The sequence below is a fragment of the Streptomyces sp. NPDC091416 genome, from assembly GCF_044756845.1.
Taxonomy (GTDB): Bacteria; Actinomycetota; Actinomycetes; order Streptomycetales; family Streptomycetaceae; genus Streptomyces.
In genome coordinates, this window is record NZ_JBIVTU010000017.1 from 113,285 (window position 1) to 133,611 (window position 20,327).

Sequence of the window (20,327 nt, forward strand, 5' to 3'; positions counted from 1 at the left end):
CAGAGGCCGAATCGGCCAGGTCACCGGTCGGGACCGCCCGAGCGGCCGGTGACCGGGCCGCCACGGCGCACCGGCCCGCTCAGGCATCATGCGCGCGCACGACGGCCTCTGTGGTGTTCCCGAGTACGTCACCCGCGCGCCGCAGCCACCGCCAGGAGGCCAGCCAGGCCAGGGCGCCCACGACCGCGGCGGGCCACCAGTACACACCCAGAGCCAGGTAGGCAAGGCTCCAGACCATCGCCTCGCACGCGCCGTCGTAACCGTCGCGCGCTTCGACGAGGGCGGCGCGGGACGACTCCGACAGGTCCAGCAACAGGTCGACCCACGATGTCTCGACATCCAGACCGCGCAGCTCGCGCACCCGGTCCGCGGTGGACCGAAGCCGGTCGCCCGTCCACGTGGGGGTCTTCGGGGCGATCCGTGCGGTCGCCGCCGCGCGCGCCTCCAGCCTGGCGGCCCGCAGGACCTCCCCGCGGCCCCGGCTGCGCAGGGCGTCGTCGCGCAGTTCGTCCGGCGACCGCCAGCGCCGCACGCGCAGTGCCCGGACGCGCTCGCTCAGGGGCGCGAGCCACCACGGCCACGCGCCCGCGGCCAGGACGCTCACGACCTGCGCCGCCATGGGGACGGTGAACGCGCCCGCGGCCACCGTGATCGCGTAGAGCAGCAGGGCCGTCGTGGGATGCGCCTCGGCGCCGCTCTCCGCGCCGAGGTACCGCTCCAGCCTGTGGGCGACGAGCCCGGCGTCGTACCAACGGGACTGGCCGAGTCCGCTGACGAGATACGCGACCGCGACGAAGAGGGCGGACGGCAGCAGCCGTCTGATGAACCAGCGGTCCGGGATACGGCTCTGGAGTGCGAGCAGCAGGCCCATGCCGCTCAGTCCGTCACGAAGCGCATCGCCCGTCCCAGCAGAGCGCACTCCGGGGCGGGCGGCTGTTCGCCGCCTCCCTCGAAGCGCTGCACGCGTGAGCAGGAGTGGTCGGGGCACACCCAGCCGGTGACGCGGCGCGCGGTGACCGGCCACTCCTGGGCGCCCATGGGCGTGGTCAGGCCGAGACCACCGGGGATGCCCGCTTCCTCGACGGCCTCGTGCAGGAGCCGGACGGCGGCGTACCAGCTCTCCGTGTGCGGTTCACCGGAGGTGACCGACTCGACCGTCCGTGCCCAGTCCGGGCCGCCGAGGTGCTCGGTCAAGGAGGCGAACTCGGTGCACAGGTACTCGACCGCGTCCTCGTAGGCCTGACGCCGTTGGCGCTCCCGTCTGCTCATCTGCCACGTCCCGCCGCGAGCACACCGCACTCCCTGATCCCGAACTCCACTGAAAGATCACTCCTCTGAGGATTCGTCAGAATATGATACGTGCCATGTCCGACGACGAGCTGGCCGAGTTGGCAGGTCGGGTGGGCTCCCGGCTCAACGAGGCCGGGCAGACACAGGACCTCGGAGTACTGCTGGGTGAGGACGCCGAAACCGACGCGCTGAGACTGCTCGCCGGGGCGGCACCCGCACCTGACGTGGAGGTCCCCTTCGGCCCCCTCCTGCTCGTCTGCTGGACCTACTGGTACCGAGCGAGCGCTGGTGACCGGAATCCTGCGGCGGACGAGGAAGCGGCGTTCGCCCTCGCTCTGCGCAACCTCCTGCGTCCGCTGCTGCCCGATCCGAGTGTGCTGCCGGAGCTGCCCCCGGAGATCGCGGAGCCGGAGGCCGACAGGTTCGTGCGCCTGTCAGGTTTCGCCTGCATCGTGGGCTCCGTCTGCGTCGGGCTGGCCCTGCGGGCGATGGAGGACGGCGGCGCAGCCGCGGCCACTCCGCTGTTCGACCAGGCGCTTGCCTGGCTGTTTGACGCGCTCGTCGTCATGCCCCCTGACCACGAGGGCTTCGGTGACGTCTCCGTCGCACTCGTCGTCGTACGCATGCAGCGCTTCGAGGCGCTGGCCGAGCCCGATTCGCTCACGGCCGCTGCACGGACCGCTGCCAAGGCATGCGTCCTGGTGCCGCCCGGTCATCCCCGCCAGGGCGGCCTGCTGCCGCTCATGCTCGATGTGGTCGTCCGGGCCGCGGTACTGCTCGGCGAGCCGTCCCCGGACCGGGTCGAGGAGCTGCTGAGAACGTGCGCCATCACGCCGACGCCCGAAACAACCGAAAGAGTCGCGCAGTTGAGGGAACTGTGGCGCACCGTCCAGCATGACCCCGCCGAGCTGCACGCCGTGACCGGACTGCTGCTCAGCGTCGAGGCCACCCAGAACGGCGAACTGCCCGCCCTGGCCTGCGCGGCCGTCCGTGTCCGGGCCGCGCTCACCACGCTGCCGCCGGACCACCCGTCGCGCGGTGCGTTGGCCGCGACGCTGCACACAGTCCTCGGCCGTCTCGGGCAGGACGCCGAGGGGACTCCTGGGCCCGCCGCGCAGGTACTGGAGCGGATCGAGCCGGCGATCCTGCGGTACTTCGGCCTGCAGGGAAGGGAGGAAGGTCACCGGGCCGGTGAGATGAACGCGCTGCTCAACCGGATCCTTCCGCTGGCGGAGGAGTTGGCCCTCGACCACGGCCTGCCCGGCCTGCCGGCCGACCTGCACGCTGCCATCGCCTTCGCGGACTGCCTCGGCGGCCCGGCCGCCGACGACCCCACGGACCAGCCGCTGGAACGCATCGGCCGTTACCGCCGCGCATTCGACGCGCTCGCACCGGACGATGCGGCACGCCCCGTGTACGGGGTCGTCCTGGCGGCCGCGGCCCGGCGCTGCGCCGAGACCATGGGGGAGAACTCGGCGCAGGAGGCGGCACAGCTGGGCGCGCTGGCCACCGCGGTCACCGCGGAGACGGCGGCCTGCGCACCGGTCGGCTTCGAACCCCTCTCCTGGCTCCGGGCCGGGCAGGTGACCGAGGCGGCGGTGGGCGCGCTGTGCACGCTGACGGAGCCGGTGTGGTCAGCGGAGGCGGAGCACGCGCTGGACCTCATGGGCTGCGAGGCGCTGCGGGGACTGGCCGAGTTGCTCACGGCGGCAGCGGCATGGATGAGGAAGGAGATGGGGGGCGACCTCGCGGGACTCAGAGCGATGGCCAACCTCGTGGGACCGGAGGGCGGCGAGCAGCCCGGCCTGGACTCGATGGTCCAGGACCTCCGGACCGCGTTCGACCGGCTGGGCGGGGACAAGGGCCTGCGCGAGGCGGGGGGCGACCTGCTGAGCGCGACCCTGGGCACGATCAGGCCGGACGACGTGGACGTGCGGACCCTCACGGAAGCGGTCGGACTGCTGCGGCAGGTGTACGAGCAGTCGGACCGGCCCTCAGCGGCCGTGGCCGCCCGGCTGCGCGAACTGCTCACGCTGCTGGGTCTGGTGACCAGCGATCCGGACCTCGTCATGGAAGCGGCGGCCATCGAGGAGGACATGGCGGAGTCCGGACGGGACAGTGAGCCGGAGAGTGCCGAGGAGACCTTCAGAGCCGGGTATTTCACGGCGCTGAACGGACTCGTCGGTTATGTCCTCAACCATGATCAGGATCAGCTGGAACGTGTCCGGGAGCTGCTTCCGGACCTCATCGAGCTGGGCGAACGGGCGGACGCCCGCCAGGAACCCGGCGTGGGCGAGCAGCGCATCCACGCCGAGAGCCTGAGGGACCTGATCGCACTGGTCGGCCCGGGCGGCGGCCCCGCGACCGGCACCACGGACGAGGAGGTCGAGCAGTGTCGCAGGAGCTTCTCCGCGGCTCCTGCGGGGCAGCGCAGGGGGTTCGCGGGAATGACGCTGGTCAGAGCGCTGATCCAGCGGTCCATGGCCGTGCGTGCCGACGACCCGGACCGTGGCACCCGGCTCGTCGACGAAGCCGACACCGTCATCGGGATGATCACGGGCGAAGTGGAGGCGCAGATGATCGCGGTGATGCGCGTGATGAGCGCCCTGCAGCGCATCCGACCCGGCGACCCGATCGACCTCGGTGATCTTCCGCCGGTACCCGATACCGGCCGAGAACGCTCCGGGACGATGTCCGATCTGATGGAGGACGTCGTGTCTCCCCTGCTGGGCTCCTTCCGTACCGAGGACCGGCTGGAACGGAACATCGACACGCTGCGCAGTCCGCTCCACTCGGTCTGGATGCGTGCCCACGCCGGCATCGCCGCCGCGGTGAGGTGCGCCGACACCGTCACGTCGGACGTCGATCTCGCTCTGTCACTGGGGGCGGAGACCGTGGGTCTGCTGGAACGGGTGACCGACCGGGGCGGTCCGCGGCCGGCGGCCGAGCACGCCCTCCTCGGTTTCGACGGCGATGTACGCGGACTCACCGCGATGATCGCGGCCAATCTCCTGCACCGCCGCGGCACGGCCCAGCTGGAAGTGCTGCGAAGGCGACTGCGAGAGGCGGAGGAGCGCGCCGGTCGCGGCGGCGCGGGCGAAGGCGGGAGCAGGCATGGCGGCGAGACCGTGGATGACGGCGGGAGCAGGTATGGCGGCGAGACCGTGGATGACGGCGGGAGTGGGGACGACGACGACGCCCTCCTGGCGGGGTTGGCCGGGGGACTCATCCGTACCGTCCGCGGCCCCCGGATCGACGCGGCCGTAGCGCTGCACGAACGCGGCCGCGGCCTCCTGCTTGCCCGCCGGCTCGAATCCCGTACGGACCTCGGCGCACTCGCCGAGGCGCATCCCGCTCTCGCCTCCCGGTTCACCCAGCTGACCGCGCAGTTGGAGGAGGGTGCCGGCAGCGGGGTCGGCCGGGCCCGTCTGGCGGGCCGGCGGGCCTCGGCGGAACTGGACCGGCTCATCGAGCGGGTCCGGACGGAACCGGGGTTCGAGGACTTCCTGGGACCGTTCCCGCCGGACCGCCTGCGCGAGCTCACGGCCGAGGGGCCGGTCGTCGTCCTCAACCACGCGCGCGGCCTGTCGTGCATCGCGTTCGTCGTCACCCCCCAAGGGGCGACCGCCCTTCGTCTCGATGCCACGGCGCAGGAGGTCACCGACGCGGCAGAGCAGTTCCGCGCGGCGATCGAGTCGGTCTACGCACGCGGCAGCCGGAGGCTGCCGCCGTCCCGGTTGATCGCGGCCCGGGACACGATCCACCGCCTCCTCGGATGGACCTGGCACTCCGTGGTGGAACCCGTACTCGACGTCCTGCGCCGCGACGGGGCCGCGGGGCCCGACGACGCAGGGCCGCCGCGCATCTGGTGGGTGCCGACCGGGCCGTTCACGGCGCTCCCGTTGCATGCGGCACAGTGCCTTTCCGGGGACTGCGAGAACGGCCGCTGCGGCAGCGCGCTCGACACGGTGGTGTCCTCCTACATCCCGGGATTCCAGACGCTGGCCCACGCCCGTTCCCGGGCCGCCCGGCGCCAGGGCTCCGGGGCGGAGCATGCGCTGATCGTCGCGGAATCGGATGAGGTGCTGCCGGGCTCCGTGGCCGCCGCACGCCTCACGGCGGATGCGCTCGACCGTCCGAACCTGCTCATCGGAGAGGCCGCCACCCGCACGGACGTCCTGGCCGCCCTGGAGAGTGCGCAGTGGGTGCAGTTCGGCTGTCACGCCCACAGCCCGCCCGAGGAACCGACGGGCAGCTGGATCCAGTTGCCGTCGGGGGAGGCATTGTCGGTGGTGGACATCTGCCGTATCCGGCCCGCGTCCACCCGGCTCGCCGTGCTCACCGCCTGCGGCACGGCACGTAGTTCGACCCGGCTCACCGATGAGGCCGTGCAGGTCTCCAGTGCGTTTCTGCTGGCCGGATATCCCGAGGCCGTCGGCACCCTGTGGGAGGTGGAGAGCACGCGGATCGGCGCGTTCCTGAGCGCCTTCTACGGCCGGGCGCCGGCCGGAGGGCCGACGGCCGCCCACGCGGTGCACCATGCGGTCAGGGAACTGCGGGACCTTGCGCCGGACCGGCCGTACGAGTGGGCCGCATACATTCACGCGGGAGCCTGAGCTCTGAAGCCGCCGGCTGCCCTGTGGGCGGAGAGGCTTTCGCCCCCTGCGGTGCCATCGGCGCATGCCGTCGCCCCGGTGTCCGACGGGTGCTCCAGGAGAGGCACCGGGGGTCGGCCCGGACGGGCCGGCGGGGAGTGTGACTCCCGGTGTCTCTCCTGAGGGTGACCGGCCCGGCCGGCCGGGCGCGTGGGGCCCGTGGGTGACGGGACCCCCGGCCGACCGGACCGGAGTCGGGAGAAAGGTAACAGCGCTGCAATGTCTTGCGTAAGTCCTTGCAGGAAGAAATCTCCAGTATTTCGCGGATGTGAGCAGCTCGTGTCCAAAGGGTTGACCGGGCTCTGGCGGACTCGTACCGTCTCCCCGCGGCAAGGTTTGCATTCTTGCAGCAAGAAGATTCAGGAGCCTTGAGGGCAGGGCGCGTTGCCGTATGAGGCTGCACCTCACCCGCATTTCCCCCACCGCAGGAGGAAACAATGGCCAGCAGACCTCTGTCTGCCGCGCTCGCACTGATAGCCGGCGCAGCCGCCCTCGTGGTCCCCGCCACGGACGCGCAGGCATCGGCCCCGGGCACCAAGGACGTCACCGCCGTCCTCTTCGAGTGGAAGTTCGACTCCGTCGCCAAGGCGTGTACGGACTCCCTCGGCCCGGCCGGCTACGGCTTCGTACAGGTCTCGCCGCCCCAGGAGCACATCCAGGGCGGGCAGTGGTGGACCTCGTACCAGCCGGTGAGCTACCGGATCGCCGGACGGCTCGGCGACCGCACCTCGTTCGCGAACATGGTCAGCACCTGCCACAGCGCGGGCGTCAAGGTCGTCGCCGACTCGGTCATCAACCACATGTCGGCCGGTTCCGGCACGGGTACGGGCGGGTCCTCGTACAGCAAGTACGACTACCCCGGCCTGTACTCGGTCAACGACATGAACGACTGCCAGTCGCAGATCAGCAACTACGGCGACCGCGCCAACGTCCAGAACTGCGAACTCGTGGGCCTCGCCGACCTGGACACCGGCGAGGACTACGTCCGCGGCAAGATCGCCGGATACCTCAACGACCTGCTCTCGCTGGGCGTCGACGGGTTCCGCATCGACGCGGCCAAGCACATGCCCGCCGCCGACCTCGCCAACATCAAGTCCCGGCTGAGCAACTCCGGCGTCTACTGGAAGCAGGAGGCGATCTACGGCGCCGGCGAGGCCGTCTCGCCCGACGAGTACGCCGGCACCGGCGACGTCCAGGAGTTCCGCTACGCCCGCAGCCTCAAGCAGGTCTTCAACAACGAGAACCTCGCCAACCTGAAGAACTTCGGCGAGGGCTGGGGATTCATGTCCTCCTCGAAGGCCGCGGTCTTCGTCGACAACCACGACACCGAGCGCAACGGCGAGACGCTGAACTACAAGAGCGGTGCCAACTACACGCTCGCCAACGTGTTCATGCTGGCCTGGCCCTACGGCTCGCCCGACGTCCACTCCGGCTACGAGTGGTCCGACAAGGACGCCGGCCCGCCGAGCGGCGGCACCGTGAACGCCTGCTTCAGCGACGGCTGGAAGTGCCAGCACGCCTGGCGCGAGATCTCCTCCATGGTCGGCTTCCGCAACACCGCCCGCGGTGAGGCCGTCACCAACTGGTGGGACAACGGCGGCGACCAGATCGCCTTCGGCCGCGGATCCAAGGCGTATGTGGCGATCAACCACGAGGGCTCCTCGCTGACCCGTACGTTCCAGACCTCGCTGCCCGCCGGCGACTACTGCGACATCCAGTCCGGCAACGGCGTCACGGTCAACGGCTCCGGCCAGTTCACCGCCACGCTCGCCGCCAACACCGCCCTCGCCCTCCAGACCGGCGCCCGCACCTGCTCCGGCGGCGGCTCCGGCCCGACGGACCCGACCGACCCCGGCACGGGCACGTCCGGCGCCTCCTTCGGCGTCAACGCCACCACCCAGCTCGGCCAGAACATCTACGTCACCGGCAACCAGGCCGCCCTCGGCAACTGGAACCCGGCGTCCGCGCCGAAGCTCGACCCGGCCACGTACCCCGTCTGGAAGCTCGACGTGAGCCTGCCGGCCGGTACGACGTTCGAGTACAAGTACGTCCGCAAGGACGGATCCGGCAACGTGACCTGGGAGAGCGGCGCCAACCGCACGGCCACGGTGCCGTCCTCCGGCAAGGTCACCCTGACCGCCGACGTCTGGCGCGGCTGACCCCCTGCGCCCCACCCGCCGGACGGGCCCTCACCGGCCCGTCCGGCCCCGTACCCGTACCCCTTCGAGGAGAACCCGAGTGATACGTCCGTCCCCGCGCGTGCCCGCGAGAAGAACGGCCACCGCCGTCGTCGCGGCCGCCCTGTGCGCGGCTTTCGTGCCCGCGCTGCCCGCCGCCGCGGCCAGGCCGCCCGCCGCGCCGTCGGACGCCAAGCTGGCAGCACAGCCTGCCCGGCACGACCTGACCCGCGAGCAGTTCTACTTCGTCATGCCCGACCGCTTCGCCAACGGCGACACCGGGAACGACCGGGGCGGACTGACCGGATCGCGGCTGGAGACCGGGTACGACCCCACCGACAAGGGGTTCTACCAGGGCGGCGACCTCAAGGGCATGACCAGCCGCCTCGACTACATCAAGGGGCTCGGCACCACCGCCATCTGGCTCGCCCCGATCTTCAAGAACCGCCCCGTCCAGGGCACCGGCAAGGACGCGTCGGCCGGCTACCACGGCTACTGGATCACCGACTTCACCCAGGTCGACCCGCACTTCGGGACCAACGCCGACCTGACGAAGCTGATCGAACAGGCCCATCGCAAGGGCATGAAGGTCTTCTTCGACGTCATCACCAACCACACCGCCGACACCGTCGACTACGCCGAGAAGACCTACGGCTACAAGCCCAAGGGCGCCTACCCCTACCTCGACCGCGACGGCCGGCCGTTCGACGACGCCGCCGGCATGGCGAGGACGGACGCGGACTCGTTCCCGTACAAGCCGGTCACCAGCGGCGGCAAGACGCCGTCCTGGCTCAACGACCCCACGATGTACCACAACCGCGGTGACTCGACCTATGCCGGCGAGTCGACCACGTACGGCGACTTCTCCGGGCTCGACGACCTGTGGACCGAGCGGCCCGAGGTCGTCTCCGGCATGGAGAAGATCTACGAGAAGTGGGTCCGCGACTTCGACATCGACGGCTTCCGGATCGACACCGTCAAACACGTCGACATGGACTTCTGGACCCAGTGGGCGACCGCACTCGACACGTACGCGGCCCGGCACGGCCGCAAGGACTTCTTCATGTTCGGCGAGGTCTACTCCGCCGACACCGCGATCACCTCGCCCTACGTCACGCAGGGACGGCTGGACGCCACGCTCGACTTCCCCTTCCAGGAAGCGGCCCGCCAGTACGCCTCCCAGGGCGCCCCCGCCTCGAAGCTCGCCGCCGTCTTCGGCGACGACTACCGGTACACCACCGACAAGGCCAACGCGTACGAGCAGGTGAAGTTCCTCGGCAACCACGACATGGGCCGCATCGGGACCTTCCTGAAGCAGGACAACCCGAAGGCCGGTGACGCGGAGCTGGTCAAGCGCGCCCGGCTCGCCAACGAGCTGATGTTCCTCAGCCGCGGCAACCCCGTCGTCTACTACGGCGACGAGCAGGGATTCACCGGCGCCGGCGGCGACAAGGACGCCCGCCAGACGATGTTCGCCTCGAAGACCGCGGACTACCTCGACGACGACGAGCTGGGCACCGACCGCACGCACGCCTCGGACGCGTACGACACCAGCCACCCGCTCTACCGGTCCATCGCCGCCCTCTCGAAGCTGACCCGGGACAACCCGGCGCTGCGCGACGGCGTCCAGACCGAGCGCTACGCCGAAGGCTCCGTCTACGCTTTCTCCCGTACGGACCCCGAGCGCGGCAACGAGTACGTCGTCGCCACGAACAACGGCACCGCGGCGAGGACCGTCGAGCTGTCCACCGAGTCCGCCGGCATGGACTTCCGTACGCTGTACGGCGGTTCCGGCACCGTCCGCAGCGGCGCCGGCAAGAAGATCACCGTCACCGTGCCGGCGCTCTCCAGCATCGTGCTCCGCGCCGCGAAGACGCTGACCGCCCACGCGGCCACGCCCTCGATCACGCTGAAGGCACCGGCCGCCGGGGCCACCGGCACCGTCGAGCTCACCGCCGACGTCGACGGCGGCTCCCTCAACCGGGTCGTCTTCGCCGCCCAGACCGGCAACGGCAAGTGGACCACCCTCGGCACCGCCGACCACGCCCCGTACAAGGTCACCCAGACGATCAGCGACACGACGGCCGCCGGAACACCGCTGCGCTACAAGGCCGTCGTCGTCGACCGCACCGGGCACACCGCGAGCGCGCTCGCCGCCTCCACCGCCGGACAGGCGCCCGCCCCGGCGAAGCCCGTCGCCGTCGAACGCGACTACGCCGTCGTCCACTACAAGCGCGCCGACGGCGACTACGACGGCTGGCAGGCCAGGTCCGGCGACACCACCGCCGCCTTCACGGGGCGTGACGCGTACGGAGCCTTCGCCTGGATCAAGGTGCCCGAGGGCGTCTCGGCCGTCCCGTACACCGTCGAGAAGGCCTCCACCGCCGACGGGCCCGAGCGCACCGTCGACCTGGCGAAGACCGGACAGGTCTGGATCGAGCAGGGCAAGGACGGCCAGGCCGACACCGCCCCCGACGGCGCCTACCCGGCACCGGACACCACCAGGGCCGTCCTGCACTACTACCGGGCCGACGGCGACTACGACGGCTGGGGCCTGCACACCTGGACCGGCGCCAAGGAACCCACCGACTGGTCCAAGCCGCTCCAGCCGGTGAAGAAGGACGCCTCCGGCGTCACCTTCGAGGTCCCGCTCGCCGACGGAGCCACCTCGCTCAGCTACATCCTGCACCGGGGCGACGAGAAGGACCTGCCCAGCGACCAGTCGCTCGACATCGCCACCTACGGCCACGAGGTCTGGATGCTCGGCGGCACGTCCGGCTATCTGCTCCCGCAGACCGGCGGCGTGCCCACCCCCGACCTCACCAAGGCCGAGGCGCAGTGGATCGACTCCGACACCGTCGTCTGGAAGGTGAAGGCCACCGAGGCCACCAGCCAGCAGCTCGTCTACGCACCGAGCGGCGGCATCTCCGTCGTCGACGGGGCACTCTCCGACGAGGGCCGGTGGCTGCGGCTCAGCCCGTCCGCGCTGACCGACGCGCAGAAGGCCGAGTACCCGCACCTGAGGGACTACCCGGCCTTCACCGTCGACACCCGTGACCGGGACAGGGTCCGCGAGGCCCTGCGCGGCCAGCTGATCGCCACCCAGCGCGCCGCCAACGGCGCCCTGCTCGCCGCCACCGGCGTCCAGAGCGCCGGCGTGCTCGACGACCTCTACGGGACGAGGGCGAGCAGCGCCTCGCTCGGCCCGGTCTTCCGGAACGGCACGCCCACCCTGTCCGTCTGGGCGCCCACCGCCCGCACCGTCACGCTCGACCTCGACGGCAGGACCGTCCCGATGCGACGCGACGACCGCACCGGCGTCTGGTCCGTCACCGGCAACAGGAGCTGGAACGGCAAGCCCTACCGCTACGCCGTGAACGTCTGGGCGCCCACCGTCCAGAAGCTCGTCACCAACAAGGTCACCGACCCCTACTCCACCGCCCTGACCACCGACTCCGCCCGGAGCCTCGTGGTCGACCTGGAGGACGGCAGGCTCGCGCCCAAGGGCTGGAGCGCCCTGGCCAAGCCCGCCGCCGTACCGCTGCGCGACGCGCAGATCCAGGAACTCCAGATCCGCGACTTCTCGATCGCGGACCCCACCTCCAAGCACCCCGGTGAGTACCTCGCCTTCACCGACACCCGCTCCGACGGGATGAAGCACCTCAAGCAGCTCGCCGACTCCGGCACCGACTACGTCCATCTGCTGCCCGCCTTCGACATCGGCACCATCCCCGAGAAGAAGAAGGACCAGCAGAAGCCTGCCTGTGACCTGTCCGTCTACGCCCCCGACTCCGAGGAGCAGCAGGCCTGCGTGGCGAAGTCCGCCGCGAAGGACGCCTTCAACTGGGGCTACGACCCGCTGCACTACACCGTCCCCGAAGGCTCCTACGCCTCCGACCCCGACGGCACCCGGCGCACGGTCGAGTTCCGGCAGATGGTGCAGGGCCTCAACGGCGCCGGTCTGCGGACCGTCATGGACGTCGTCTACAACCACACCGTCGCCTCCGGCCAGGACGACAAGTCCGTGCTCGACCGGATCGTGCCCGGCTACTACCAGCGCCTCCTGGAGGACGGCACCGTCGCCACCTCCACCTGCTGCGCCAACACCGCACCCGAGAACACCATGATGGGCAAGCTCGTCGTGGACTCCGTCGTCACCTGGGCCAAGGAGTACAAGGTCGACGGCTTCCGCTTCGACCTCATGGGACACCACCCCAAGGCCAACATCCTCGCGGTCCGCAAGGCGCTCGACGCGCTGACCACCGCCAAGGACGGCGTCGACGGCAAGAAGATCATCCTGTACGGGGAGGGCTGGAACTTCGGAGAGATCGCCGACGACGCCCGCTTCGTCCAGGCCACGCAGAAGAACATGGCCGGCACCGGCATCGCCACCTTCTCCGACCGGGCCCGCGACGCCGTCCGCGGCGGCTCCCCGTTCGACGAGGACCCCGGCGTCCAGGGCTTCGCCACCGGCCTCTACACCGACCCCAACACCTCCACCCACAACGGCACCGAGGCCGAGCAGAAGGCCCGGCTGCTCCACTACCAGGACCTGATCAAGGTCGGACTCACCGGCAACCTCGCCGACTACACCTTCACCGACACCTCCGGCAACACGGTCAAGGGCTCGGGCGTCGACTACAACGGAGCCCCGGCCGGATACGCCGCCGCCCCCGGTGACGCCCTCGCCTACTCCGACGCCCACGACAACGAGACGCTGTACGACACCCTCGCCTTCAAGCTCCCGGCGGGCACCTCGGCAGCCGACCGGGCCCGTATGCAGGTCCTGGCCATGGCGACGGCCACCCTCTCGCAGGGCCCCTCGCTCTCCCAGGCCGGCACCGACCTGCTGCGCTCCAAGTCGCTGGACCGCAACTCCTTCGACAGCGGCGACTGGTTCAACGCCCTGCACTGGGACTGCCGCGCGGGCAACGGCTTCGGCCGCGGACTGCCGCCCGCCGCCGACAACCGGGCCAAGTGGTCCTATGCCAGGCCGCTGCTCGCCAACGCGGCGATCAGTCCCGGCTGCGCACAGATCAACGGCGCCTCGGCCGCCTACCAGGACCTGCTCACCATCCGCGCCACGGAGAAGGACTTCGACCTCTCCACCACCGGACAGGTGCAGTCCGCGCTCTCCTTCCCGCTCTCCGGCAAGGACGAGACGCCCGGCGTGATCACCATGCGGCTCGGCAAGCTGGTCGTCGTCCTCAACGCGGCACCCGGCGCCACCACCCAGAAGGTCGCCTCCCTGGCCGGAAAGGACTACGCCCTGCACCCCGTCCAGGCGGCGGGCGCGGATCTCACCGTCAAGAGGTCCACCTACGACAGGAGTTCGGGAGGCTTCACCGTCCCGGGACGCACGGTGGCGGTGTTCTCGCTGCGCTGACCCGCATCGGGCCGCTCCGTGCGGTCAGCCGCCGGGCAGAGCCGCACTCGCGGCAGGCCCTCCCGCTCCATCCGGCCGGTCCCGGCCCCCGCGTCCGCGCGGGGACCGGGGCCGGCCCACATAGTGAATCGTTGTTGTGCGCCCTCACCGGTCCGGGGAAAGCTGGGCGGCGTCCGTCCCCCGCCCGTTCCCGCCCTGGAGGCCGTCATGCCGCAGATCACCGTCGACTACTCCGCCGAACTCGACGACACCTTCGACCGTCCCGCCTTCGCCCTCGCGCTGCACCCGCTGATCGCCGAGACCGTCAACACCAAGATCGCTGCCTGCAAGACCCGCTTCCGGCGGACCGAGGAGACGGTGGTGGCGGACTCCCCGGACGGGGACGTGCTCGTGCACGTGGACATCTCGCTGCTGCCGGGCCGCACCCCGGAGGTCAAGGCCAGGCTCACCGAATCCGTCCTGGAACTGCTGACGGGCCATCTCCGCGCGGCCACCGGGCCGGCCCTGCACCTCTCCGTCGAAGCACGCGACCTCGACGCCTCCTACCGCAAGGCCTGAGCGCACAAGGCACGCCGTGCTGCAACCCGCAGGCCGGACCGACGCACTTACCGGGTGAGATCGTCTCCGGAAGGAATCCCCTGTGCTGAAGTCCAGCCGCCGTCGCCCACTGCTCGGGGCGGCCGTTGCCACGGCTGCCCTGTCCGTCACCCTGTCCGTCCCCGTGCCCGCGTCCGCGCTGGACGGGACCGCCCACCCCGCACGTACGTGGACGGGCGAGGCGGTGCCGTTCAGCGACGCCAATCTCGTCGACGTCGTGAACACGGGCCGGGGCAGGACCTGGGCGGCCGGATTCACCGTGCGCAACGAGGGCAAGGTGACCCGGTTCCAGCCGGTGGTGGCCGAACGCTCCGAGCCCGGCGGGGCGTGGACGCCCGTGGCGCCGGCCACCGCGGCCGCGGGAGCGGTCAGCAGCCGGGTCAACGCCGTGGACGCGAACGGCGCCCGCGATGTGTGGCTCGTGGGCGACGACGCCTCCGCCCTCGACGGACGGGTCTACACCCAGCACTTCGACGGCACGCGATGGCAGGTCGTGCCCATGGACGTGCCGGAGAAGGTGCTGGGGGCCTCGTTGCTGGACGTGGACGCGCTCCCGGGAGGCGCCTGGGCCGCGGGCGTCGCACAGATCGAGGTCTCGCGGACCTGGGACGAGGAGAAGGGAGGCTGGGTCGTCGAGTCCCGGCAGGCGGGAATCGTCCGGCACTTCGACGGGACCGCGTGGCGTGACGTGCCGCTCCCGGAACCGGCCGGCGACTTCTGGTACCTGAACGCGGTGCGGGCGGTCTCCGCCGACGACGTCTGGGCGGCGGGTTACGACGGCGCCAGTGGCAGCCCGCTGCTGATGCACTACGACGGATCCTCCTGGGAGCAGGTCGGCGCCCCCGGTGTCACCGACCGTCCAGGACAGGCCCAGAACCTCGCCGTGACCGAGGACGGCGAGGTGTGGCTGGTGGGCGAGGACTGGTCGCCCGAGGACGGTTCGACCCGTGCCCTGGTGGCCCGCCACGACGGCGGGGAATGGCACAGGGTCGCGGTACCGGACGTGCCCGCGCGGCTCTTCGGCCTGACCGCACGGCCGGGAGGCGGGATCGCCGTCGTGGGCCAGACGCTCGGCGCCCAGCGGGACGCGCTGGCCTGGTCCTGGACACCGACGGCTCCGGGCACCACCGGAACCGGCGCGCCCCGGGGGCGCTGGAAGAACCTGGACCTGCCGCAGCCCGCGGTGACGGATCCCTCGGCCCCCCGCGAGAACTCGGCGAGCGGAGTGGTCGGTGGCAGGGCCGGACTGACGGTGATCGGAACCTCGGCCGCCGAAGTCGCGGGGCTCCAGCCGTTCGTGTCCGTGCGGACCGGGAGGCGCTGAGGCGCGCGGAGGCCTCCGCGGCGGCTACCGCTGCGGAGGCACGGCCGGCACGGCGGGCGCCAGCGAGGAGAGCCGCACCAGCAGATCTCCGAACGGCCCGTCCGGCGGCTCCTGCGCGAGGACCCGCAGCACCACGCCGGCCATCTCCTCGTTGTACGCGGCGCTCACGGTGGCCAGTGCGGCGAAGTCGTGCACCAGTTGCAACTCCAGCTCCGCACGCGGGATGGGCCGCCCGTCCAGCCACAACAGGGCCGTCGACTCGGCGAGCGAGACCCACGACCTGACGACCAGCTCCAGCCGGGGCGGAGGTTCCTCGACGCCCAAGTGGGCCAGGATCTGTTCGCAGGCCGCCTGGCGCACCCCGTCGACCATGGCGTTCGCCGTCGAGGAACCCACCGCGGGGCCGCCCCGCATGAGGGCCGCGAACCCGGGCCCGTGCTCGTCGACGAAATCGAAGAACCGTCCCATGACCCGCAACAGCCGCGCGCCCAGGGGTCCTTCGCGCGGCTCCAGGAACCGGGCCGTCAGCTCGTCCGCAGCCCGCCGCAGCGCCGCCTCGTACAGGCTCTGCTTGCCCGGGAAGTAGTGGTAGACCAGCGGCCGGGAGATCCCGGCGGCGGCGGCGATCTCGTCGATCGACACCTCGTCCGGAGACCGCTGACTGAACAACTCCAGCGCGACACCGATCAACTGCTGCCTGCGCTCCTCGACGCCCATCCTGCGCCGCACCCCGGTCGTCATGGAGAACAGGGTACCGACCGGGCGGAGACCGCGACGGCCTCGCCCCGGCACTAGAGGTCCAGCACCAGCCGCCCGCCCCGGCACCGTGAGACGCAGATCAGCATCGACTCGCCCCGCTCCGCGTCCGTCAGGAGGTCGTCCCGGTGCTCGACCTCGCCCTCCAGGACCCGCTGTTGGCACGTACCGCAGAAGCCCTGCTCGCAGGAGTACGACACGTGGGGCAGCTCGGCACGCACGGCGGCGAGCACCGACTGGCCGGCCGCGACCGGTACGGTGCGGCCCGAGCGGCGCAGTTCGACCTCGAAGGGCGCCGACCCCGCGGCGTCCGTCCCCGGCGCGGAGAACCGCTCCACGTGCAGGGTGCAGCCGGGCGGGAGCGCGGCCGCGACCGCGTCCATCAAGGGCTCCGGGCCGCAGCAGTGGACCGCCGTGCCCTCGGCCGTGTCCGCGAGGGCCGCCGCGATGTCCGGGTGGCCCGCCTCGTCCTGCGGGACGATCGTGACCCGGTCTCCGTCGGCGCCCAGCTTCTCGATCTCCGCCAGGAACGGCATCGTCGCCCGGCTGCGTCCCCCGTACAGCAGCCGCCAGTCGGCGCCCGAGGCGGCCAGCTCGCGCACCATCGGCAGGACCGGGGTGATGCCGATGCCGCCGGCCACGAGGACGTGGGAGCGGGCCTCGGCCAGCGGGAAACGGTTGCGCGGGCCCCGGACCTCGACCTCCAGGCCCTCGTGGAGCAGGGCGTGCACCTCGCGCGAGCCGCCCCTGCCGTCCTCGGCCAGCCGGGTCGCCACGGTGTACGCGGTGCGGTCGGCCGGGTCGCCGCACAGGGAGTACTGCCGGACCAGACCGGAAGGCAGCACCAGGTCCAGATGGGCGCCGGGCTGCCAGGCCGGCAGGTCCCGGCCCTCCAGCCGCAGCTGTACGACACCGTCCGCCGGCGTGGTCCGTCCGGTGATCAGCAGCCGCCGGCCGGTGGTGGAACGGCGCCGCGCCCGGCCGGACACGGGTTCGTCCAGTGCGGGCAGCGGCCACAGCGGGGACTTCTCGATGCGGCGGCGCATCGCCCGCTTGGCCAGCAGCGCGGCACCGGCCATCACGGCGACGGTGCGCAGGCGGGGGAGTGGCAGGGGCATCGTCAGCCGGCTTCCGTCGTACGGGCCTCGGCCGCGACCGCGGCCGGCGAATGGGCGAGGTAGTCGACGGCCTGCGCCGTGCTGCCCTCCTGCGAGGGGTGGTAGGTACGGCTCAGGTAGCGCGGAATCGACCGCAGCATCGACGGGGTGCTCGGCAGGGTTCCGTGGCGGCCGCTGCGGTAGAACCGGCCGAAGGACGCCTTGCCGTCCAGCAGGCTCGGATCGTTCTCCATGAAGAACCGGGCGCCGCGCTGCCAGAGGAAGAGCAGTGCGGAGAACGCCGTCGCCCAGGTCCGTACCCGCCGCCGGTATCCGCCGTCGACATGCATGAACACGTCGAAGGCGACCGAGCGGTGCTCGACCTCCTCGGCGCCGTGCCAGCGCAGCAGGTCCAGCATCGTGGGGTCGGCGCCGCGCCGGTCCAGCTCGTCGGCGTTCAGGATCCAGTCGCCGAGGAACGCGGTGTAGTGCTCGATCGCCGCGATCGTCGCGACCCGCTCCATCAGCCACCACCTGCGCGCCCGTCCCGGCGGCAGCGTCCGGTCGCCGAGCAGCTTCTCGAAGAGCCAGTCGACCTGGGCGGTGTACGGGGTCGGGTCGAGGCCGAGGCTCTTCAGGTGCGGGAGCACGTCGTCGTGGGCCTGGGAGTGCATCGCCTCCTGGCCGATGAACCCGATGACGTCCTGGCGCAGTTGCTCGTCGTGGATGTACGGGAGCACCTGCCGGTAGACGTGGATGAACCAGCGTTCCCCGGCCGGGAGCAGGAGATGGAGCACGTTGATGGTGTGCGTGGTGAACGGATCGCCCGGCACCCAGTGCAGGGGTGTCCCGTCCCAGGCGAAGGACACCCGACGGGCCTTGAGATCGGCCCGCTCCGAGGCCACCGCCGCTGGCTGCGTGTGAGACATGTTGTCAATATACTGATGGGTAAGGTCGGCGAACAGGGGCGTGCACGCGCTGAATTCCCGAGTTCCCCGGCCGACCGGCCAAGGACCTCGCCGCAGCGCTCAGCGCAGCGCCCCGGCCCGGCTGCCGTCCGTCAGCCGGCCGTCCAGCCGGGCCCGGTCGCCCGCCCCGGCCCGTACCGCGAGCAGCCGCCCCCGCGCCCGCGCCGTCACCCCGCCCGACGTGGTCAGCGACGCGAACTGCTCACTGCCCGCCGCCAGTACGTACCACCGGCCGCCGCGCGACTTCCACAGCACGCCCGCCAGCACCTGCGGAGCGCGCGCCCCGCACTCCGGCGCGTTCTCCGCGCGCGCCGCGACCACCCCTGGCGGCCCGCTTCCGAACGGCCGCCCCGACGGGGCCTGGAACTGGGCGAGCGTCCGGCTCCCGGTGCCGCGCCAGGTCTCCGCACGGGTGCACAGCCACTGCGCGGTGCCGTCGCCCTCGGGCAGCGGCTGCTCCGCGTACATCCATGAGTTCACCTCGCGCACCCCGTGCGCCCGTACGGCCGGCAGCAGACAGGCGGTCCGCGCCCAGCTCGCGTACTCCGCACGCCCCGAGACGTCGTGCGGACGCTCCGGCGGGCCCGAGGTCAGCCGGGCCGGGGCGAGTTCACCGAGATCCGTCACCAGGCGCACCGCCCCGGCGCCGGCCAGCTCGACCGCGTACCAGGACCGGCAGCCGGGTGTGGCCGCCGGTCCGGGCAGCGGGCCGGTCACCCCGTCGGGGGAGCGGCGCGACGCGTCCGGCTCCCGGCCCGGCGCGAGCAGATCCCGTACCCGCACCTGCCGCACCCAGGGCGCCGTCAGATAGCGGACCGAGCCCCCCGCCCGCTCCACGACCAGGGCGCCCGCCGATGTCGCGTCCGCCCCGTCGACCCGGGCGAAGTCGAGCGCCGCACCCTTCGACGGATCGGCGTCACGGGGCTCCGCGTACCGCACGACACGCAGCCCGTCGTGGAACAGCACCACCGCGGACGGGCCCACCTCGCCCGCGTACAACAGCTGCGGCGCCCCCATCGGCGGCCCCACCGGCGTCCCCGGCGTCGCCGACGTGCGCACACCGCCGCCCGGACGCGCCCACACCCGCAGCGCCCGCCGCAGCAGCCGGGTGTCCTCGGTCCGGTCGCCCCGGGTGGGCCAGGCGGTGAAGTCGGTACGCGGCGAGCGCTGCCAGAACGTCGCCGGCACCCTTCGCAACGCCCCCGGGTCCAGGGCCGCTTCGGCCGCCGGGTTGCGCGCGTACAGGGGTGCGGACAGGGCGCCCCGGCTCCAGCCCTCACCGGGCAGGCCCAGCAGCGCCCCGCACACGAGCAGCGCGGCGCAGCCGGCCAGCGCCGCCCGGAGGTATCTGCGGCGGCGCGCCAGATCGGGCGGGCGCGCCTGGAGCGAGCAGGGGTCGAACTCGGGCGAGGCCAGCAGCTCATAGGCGGCCGGGACCCCGTCCGCCTCCATCAGCGCGGCATGCGGGTCGGCCACCCCGGCCTCGGACAGCACCCGCCGGACCTCGCCGTCCGCCAGCCCTTCCAGGCCGCGCAGGACGAACGCGGCCCGCGCCGCCCCGCTCACCGCCGACAGCCGCTGCTCCAGGGCGAGTTCTTTTGCGCCACCGGAGTGCGGGTACAGCCGGATCCCCCACGTCAGCGGAAGGCGCGGCGGGAACGGGACGCGGCGCGGCCGGTGCCGCAGACGCGACGGCCGCCCCGCCGCCAGCGCGTGCCGCAGTACCTGGCGCCGCACGTACGCGTACCCCGGGTCGGCCGCCTCCGGGCGGCGCGGCAGCGCGATCGCGCCGCCGTCCACGGGCCCGGCCCTGTGCGCCGCCTGGAGGGACCGCTGGGCCAGTGCGTGAGCCGTGAGGACGCGCCGGTCGCGGCTCAGCGAGTGCGGCAGGACGAGATAGCCGAGCCGGGCCAGCCGCGGGTAGTGCTCGACGAGCGCGGCCCCGGACTGCCCCGCATCGGCCCGGGCGGCGGCTGGCGATACCTCTGACAGTGGACGCACGTTCAGCAGAACGAGCGAATCGTGCGATGGTCACTCCGGGAACCGCGCGGGCCGCCACCCGCCTCGCCCCGGGGCC

At 72.1% G+C, this 20,327-nt stretch carries 11 protein-coding genes; 5 read left to right on the forward strand and 6 right to left on the reverse strand.

All coding sequences use genetic code 11. The annotated features are described in order from the left end of the window. Positions 1 to 79: 79 nt before the first annotated feature. Positions 80 to 871 carry a hypothetical protein gene (locus ACIQMX_RS36255; protein WP_402484472.1) on the reverse strand — a complete coding sequence of 264 codons (792 nt, stop codon included), beginning with the start codon at positions 869 to 871 and terminating at the stop codon, positions 80 to 82. Positions 872 to 876: 5 nt separating this feature from the next. Beyond that, positions 877 to 1,269, reverse strand: a complete 393-nt coding sequence (locus ACIQMX_RS36260) for a hypothetical protein (RefSeq protein ID WP_363072937.1) — start codon at positions 1,267 to 1,269, stop codon at positions 877 to 879. A gap of 95 nt (positions 1,270 to 1,364) precedes the next feature. Here ACIQMX_RS36260 and ACIQMX_RS36265 point away from each other — a divergent pair, with 95 nt between their 5' ends. From ACIQMX_RS36265 to ACIQMX_RS36285, 5 genes are all read left to right on the forward strand, one after another. Continuing rightward, positions 1,365 to 5,906: a CHAT domain-containing protein gene (locus tag ACIQMX_RS36265; protein WP_402484474.1), complete on the forward strand. Its 4,542-nt coding sequence runs from the start codon at positions 1,365 to 1,367 to the stop codon at positions 5,904 to 5,906. A gap of 476 nt (positions 5,907 to 6,382) precedes the next feature. Next, positions 6,383 to 8,104: a carbohydrate-binding module family 20 domain-containing protein gene (locus ACIQMX_RS36270; RefSeq protein ID WP_363072933.1), complete on the forward strand. Its 1,722-nt coding sequence runs from the start codon at positions 6,383 to 6,385 to the stop codon at positions 8,102 to 8,104. Between the two features lie 79 nt (positions 8,105 to 8,183). Beyond that, positions 8,184 to 13,508 carry a pullulanase-type alpha-1,6-glucosidase gene (gene pulA / locus ACIQMX_RS36275; RefSeq protein ID WP_402484477.1) on the forward strand — a complete coding sequence of 1,775 codons (5,325 nt, stop codon included), beginning with the start codon at positions 8,184 to 8,186 and terminating at the stop codon, positions 13,506 to 13,508. Between the two features lie 207 nt (positions 13,509 to 13,715). Continuing rightward, entirely contained in the window at positions 13,716 to 14,066 is a 351-nt protein-coding gene (locus ACIQMX_RS36280) for a 5-carboxymethyl-2-hydroxymuconate Delta-isomerase (protein WP_402484479.1), read from the forward strand. Between the two features lie 82 nt (positions 14,067 to 14,148). Continuing rightward, positions 14,149 to 15,429, forward strand: coding sequence for a hypothetical protein (locus ACIQMX_RS36285; protein WP_402484481.1), 1,281 nt, complete (start codon positions 14,149 to 14,151; stop codon positions 15,427 to 15,429). A 24-nt stretch (positions 15,430 to 15,453) separates the two neighbouring features. Here ACIQMX_RS36285 and ACIQMX_RS36290 read toward each other — a convergent pair whose 3' ends face one another. From ACIQMX_RS36290 to ACIQMX_RS36305, 4 genes are all read right to left on the reverse strand, one after another. Then, positions 15,454 to 16,170, reverse strand: a complete 717-nt coding sequence (locus tag ACIQMX_RS36290) for a TetR/AcrR family transcriptional regulator (RefSeq protein WP_363072925.1) — start codon at positions 16,168 to 16,170, stop codon at positions 15,454 to 15,456. 50 nt (positions 16,171 to 16,220) lie between these two features. Further along, the gene (locus ACIQMX_RS36295; protein WP_402484519.1) at positions 16,221 to 17,297 is read right to left on the reverse strand and encodes a PDR/VanB family oxidoreductase; all 1,077 of its coding nucleotides are present in this window, start codon (positions 17,295 to 17,297) and stop codon (positions 16,221 to 16,223) included. A gap of 8 nt (positions 17,298 to 17,305) precedes the next feature. Beyond that, on the reverse strand, positions 17,306 to 18,211 hold the full coding sequence (locus tag ACIQMX_RS36300) for a metal-dependent hydrolase (protein WP_363072923.1): 906 nt from the start codon (positions 18,209 to 18,211) through the stop codon (positions 17,306 to 17,308). 99 nt (positions 18,212 to 18,310) lie between these two features. Further along, a complete protein-coding gene (locus tag ACIQMX_RS36305) occupies positions 18,311 to 20,251 on the reverse strand; it encodes a hypothetical protein (protein ID WP_402484484.1) in 1,941 nt (646 codons plus the stop codon). Between the last annotated feature and the right edge of the window lie 76 nt (positions 20,252 to 20,327).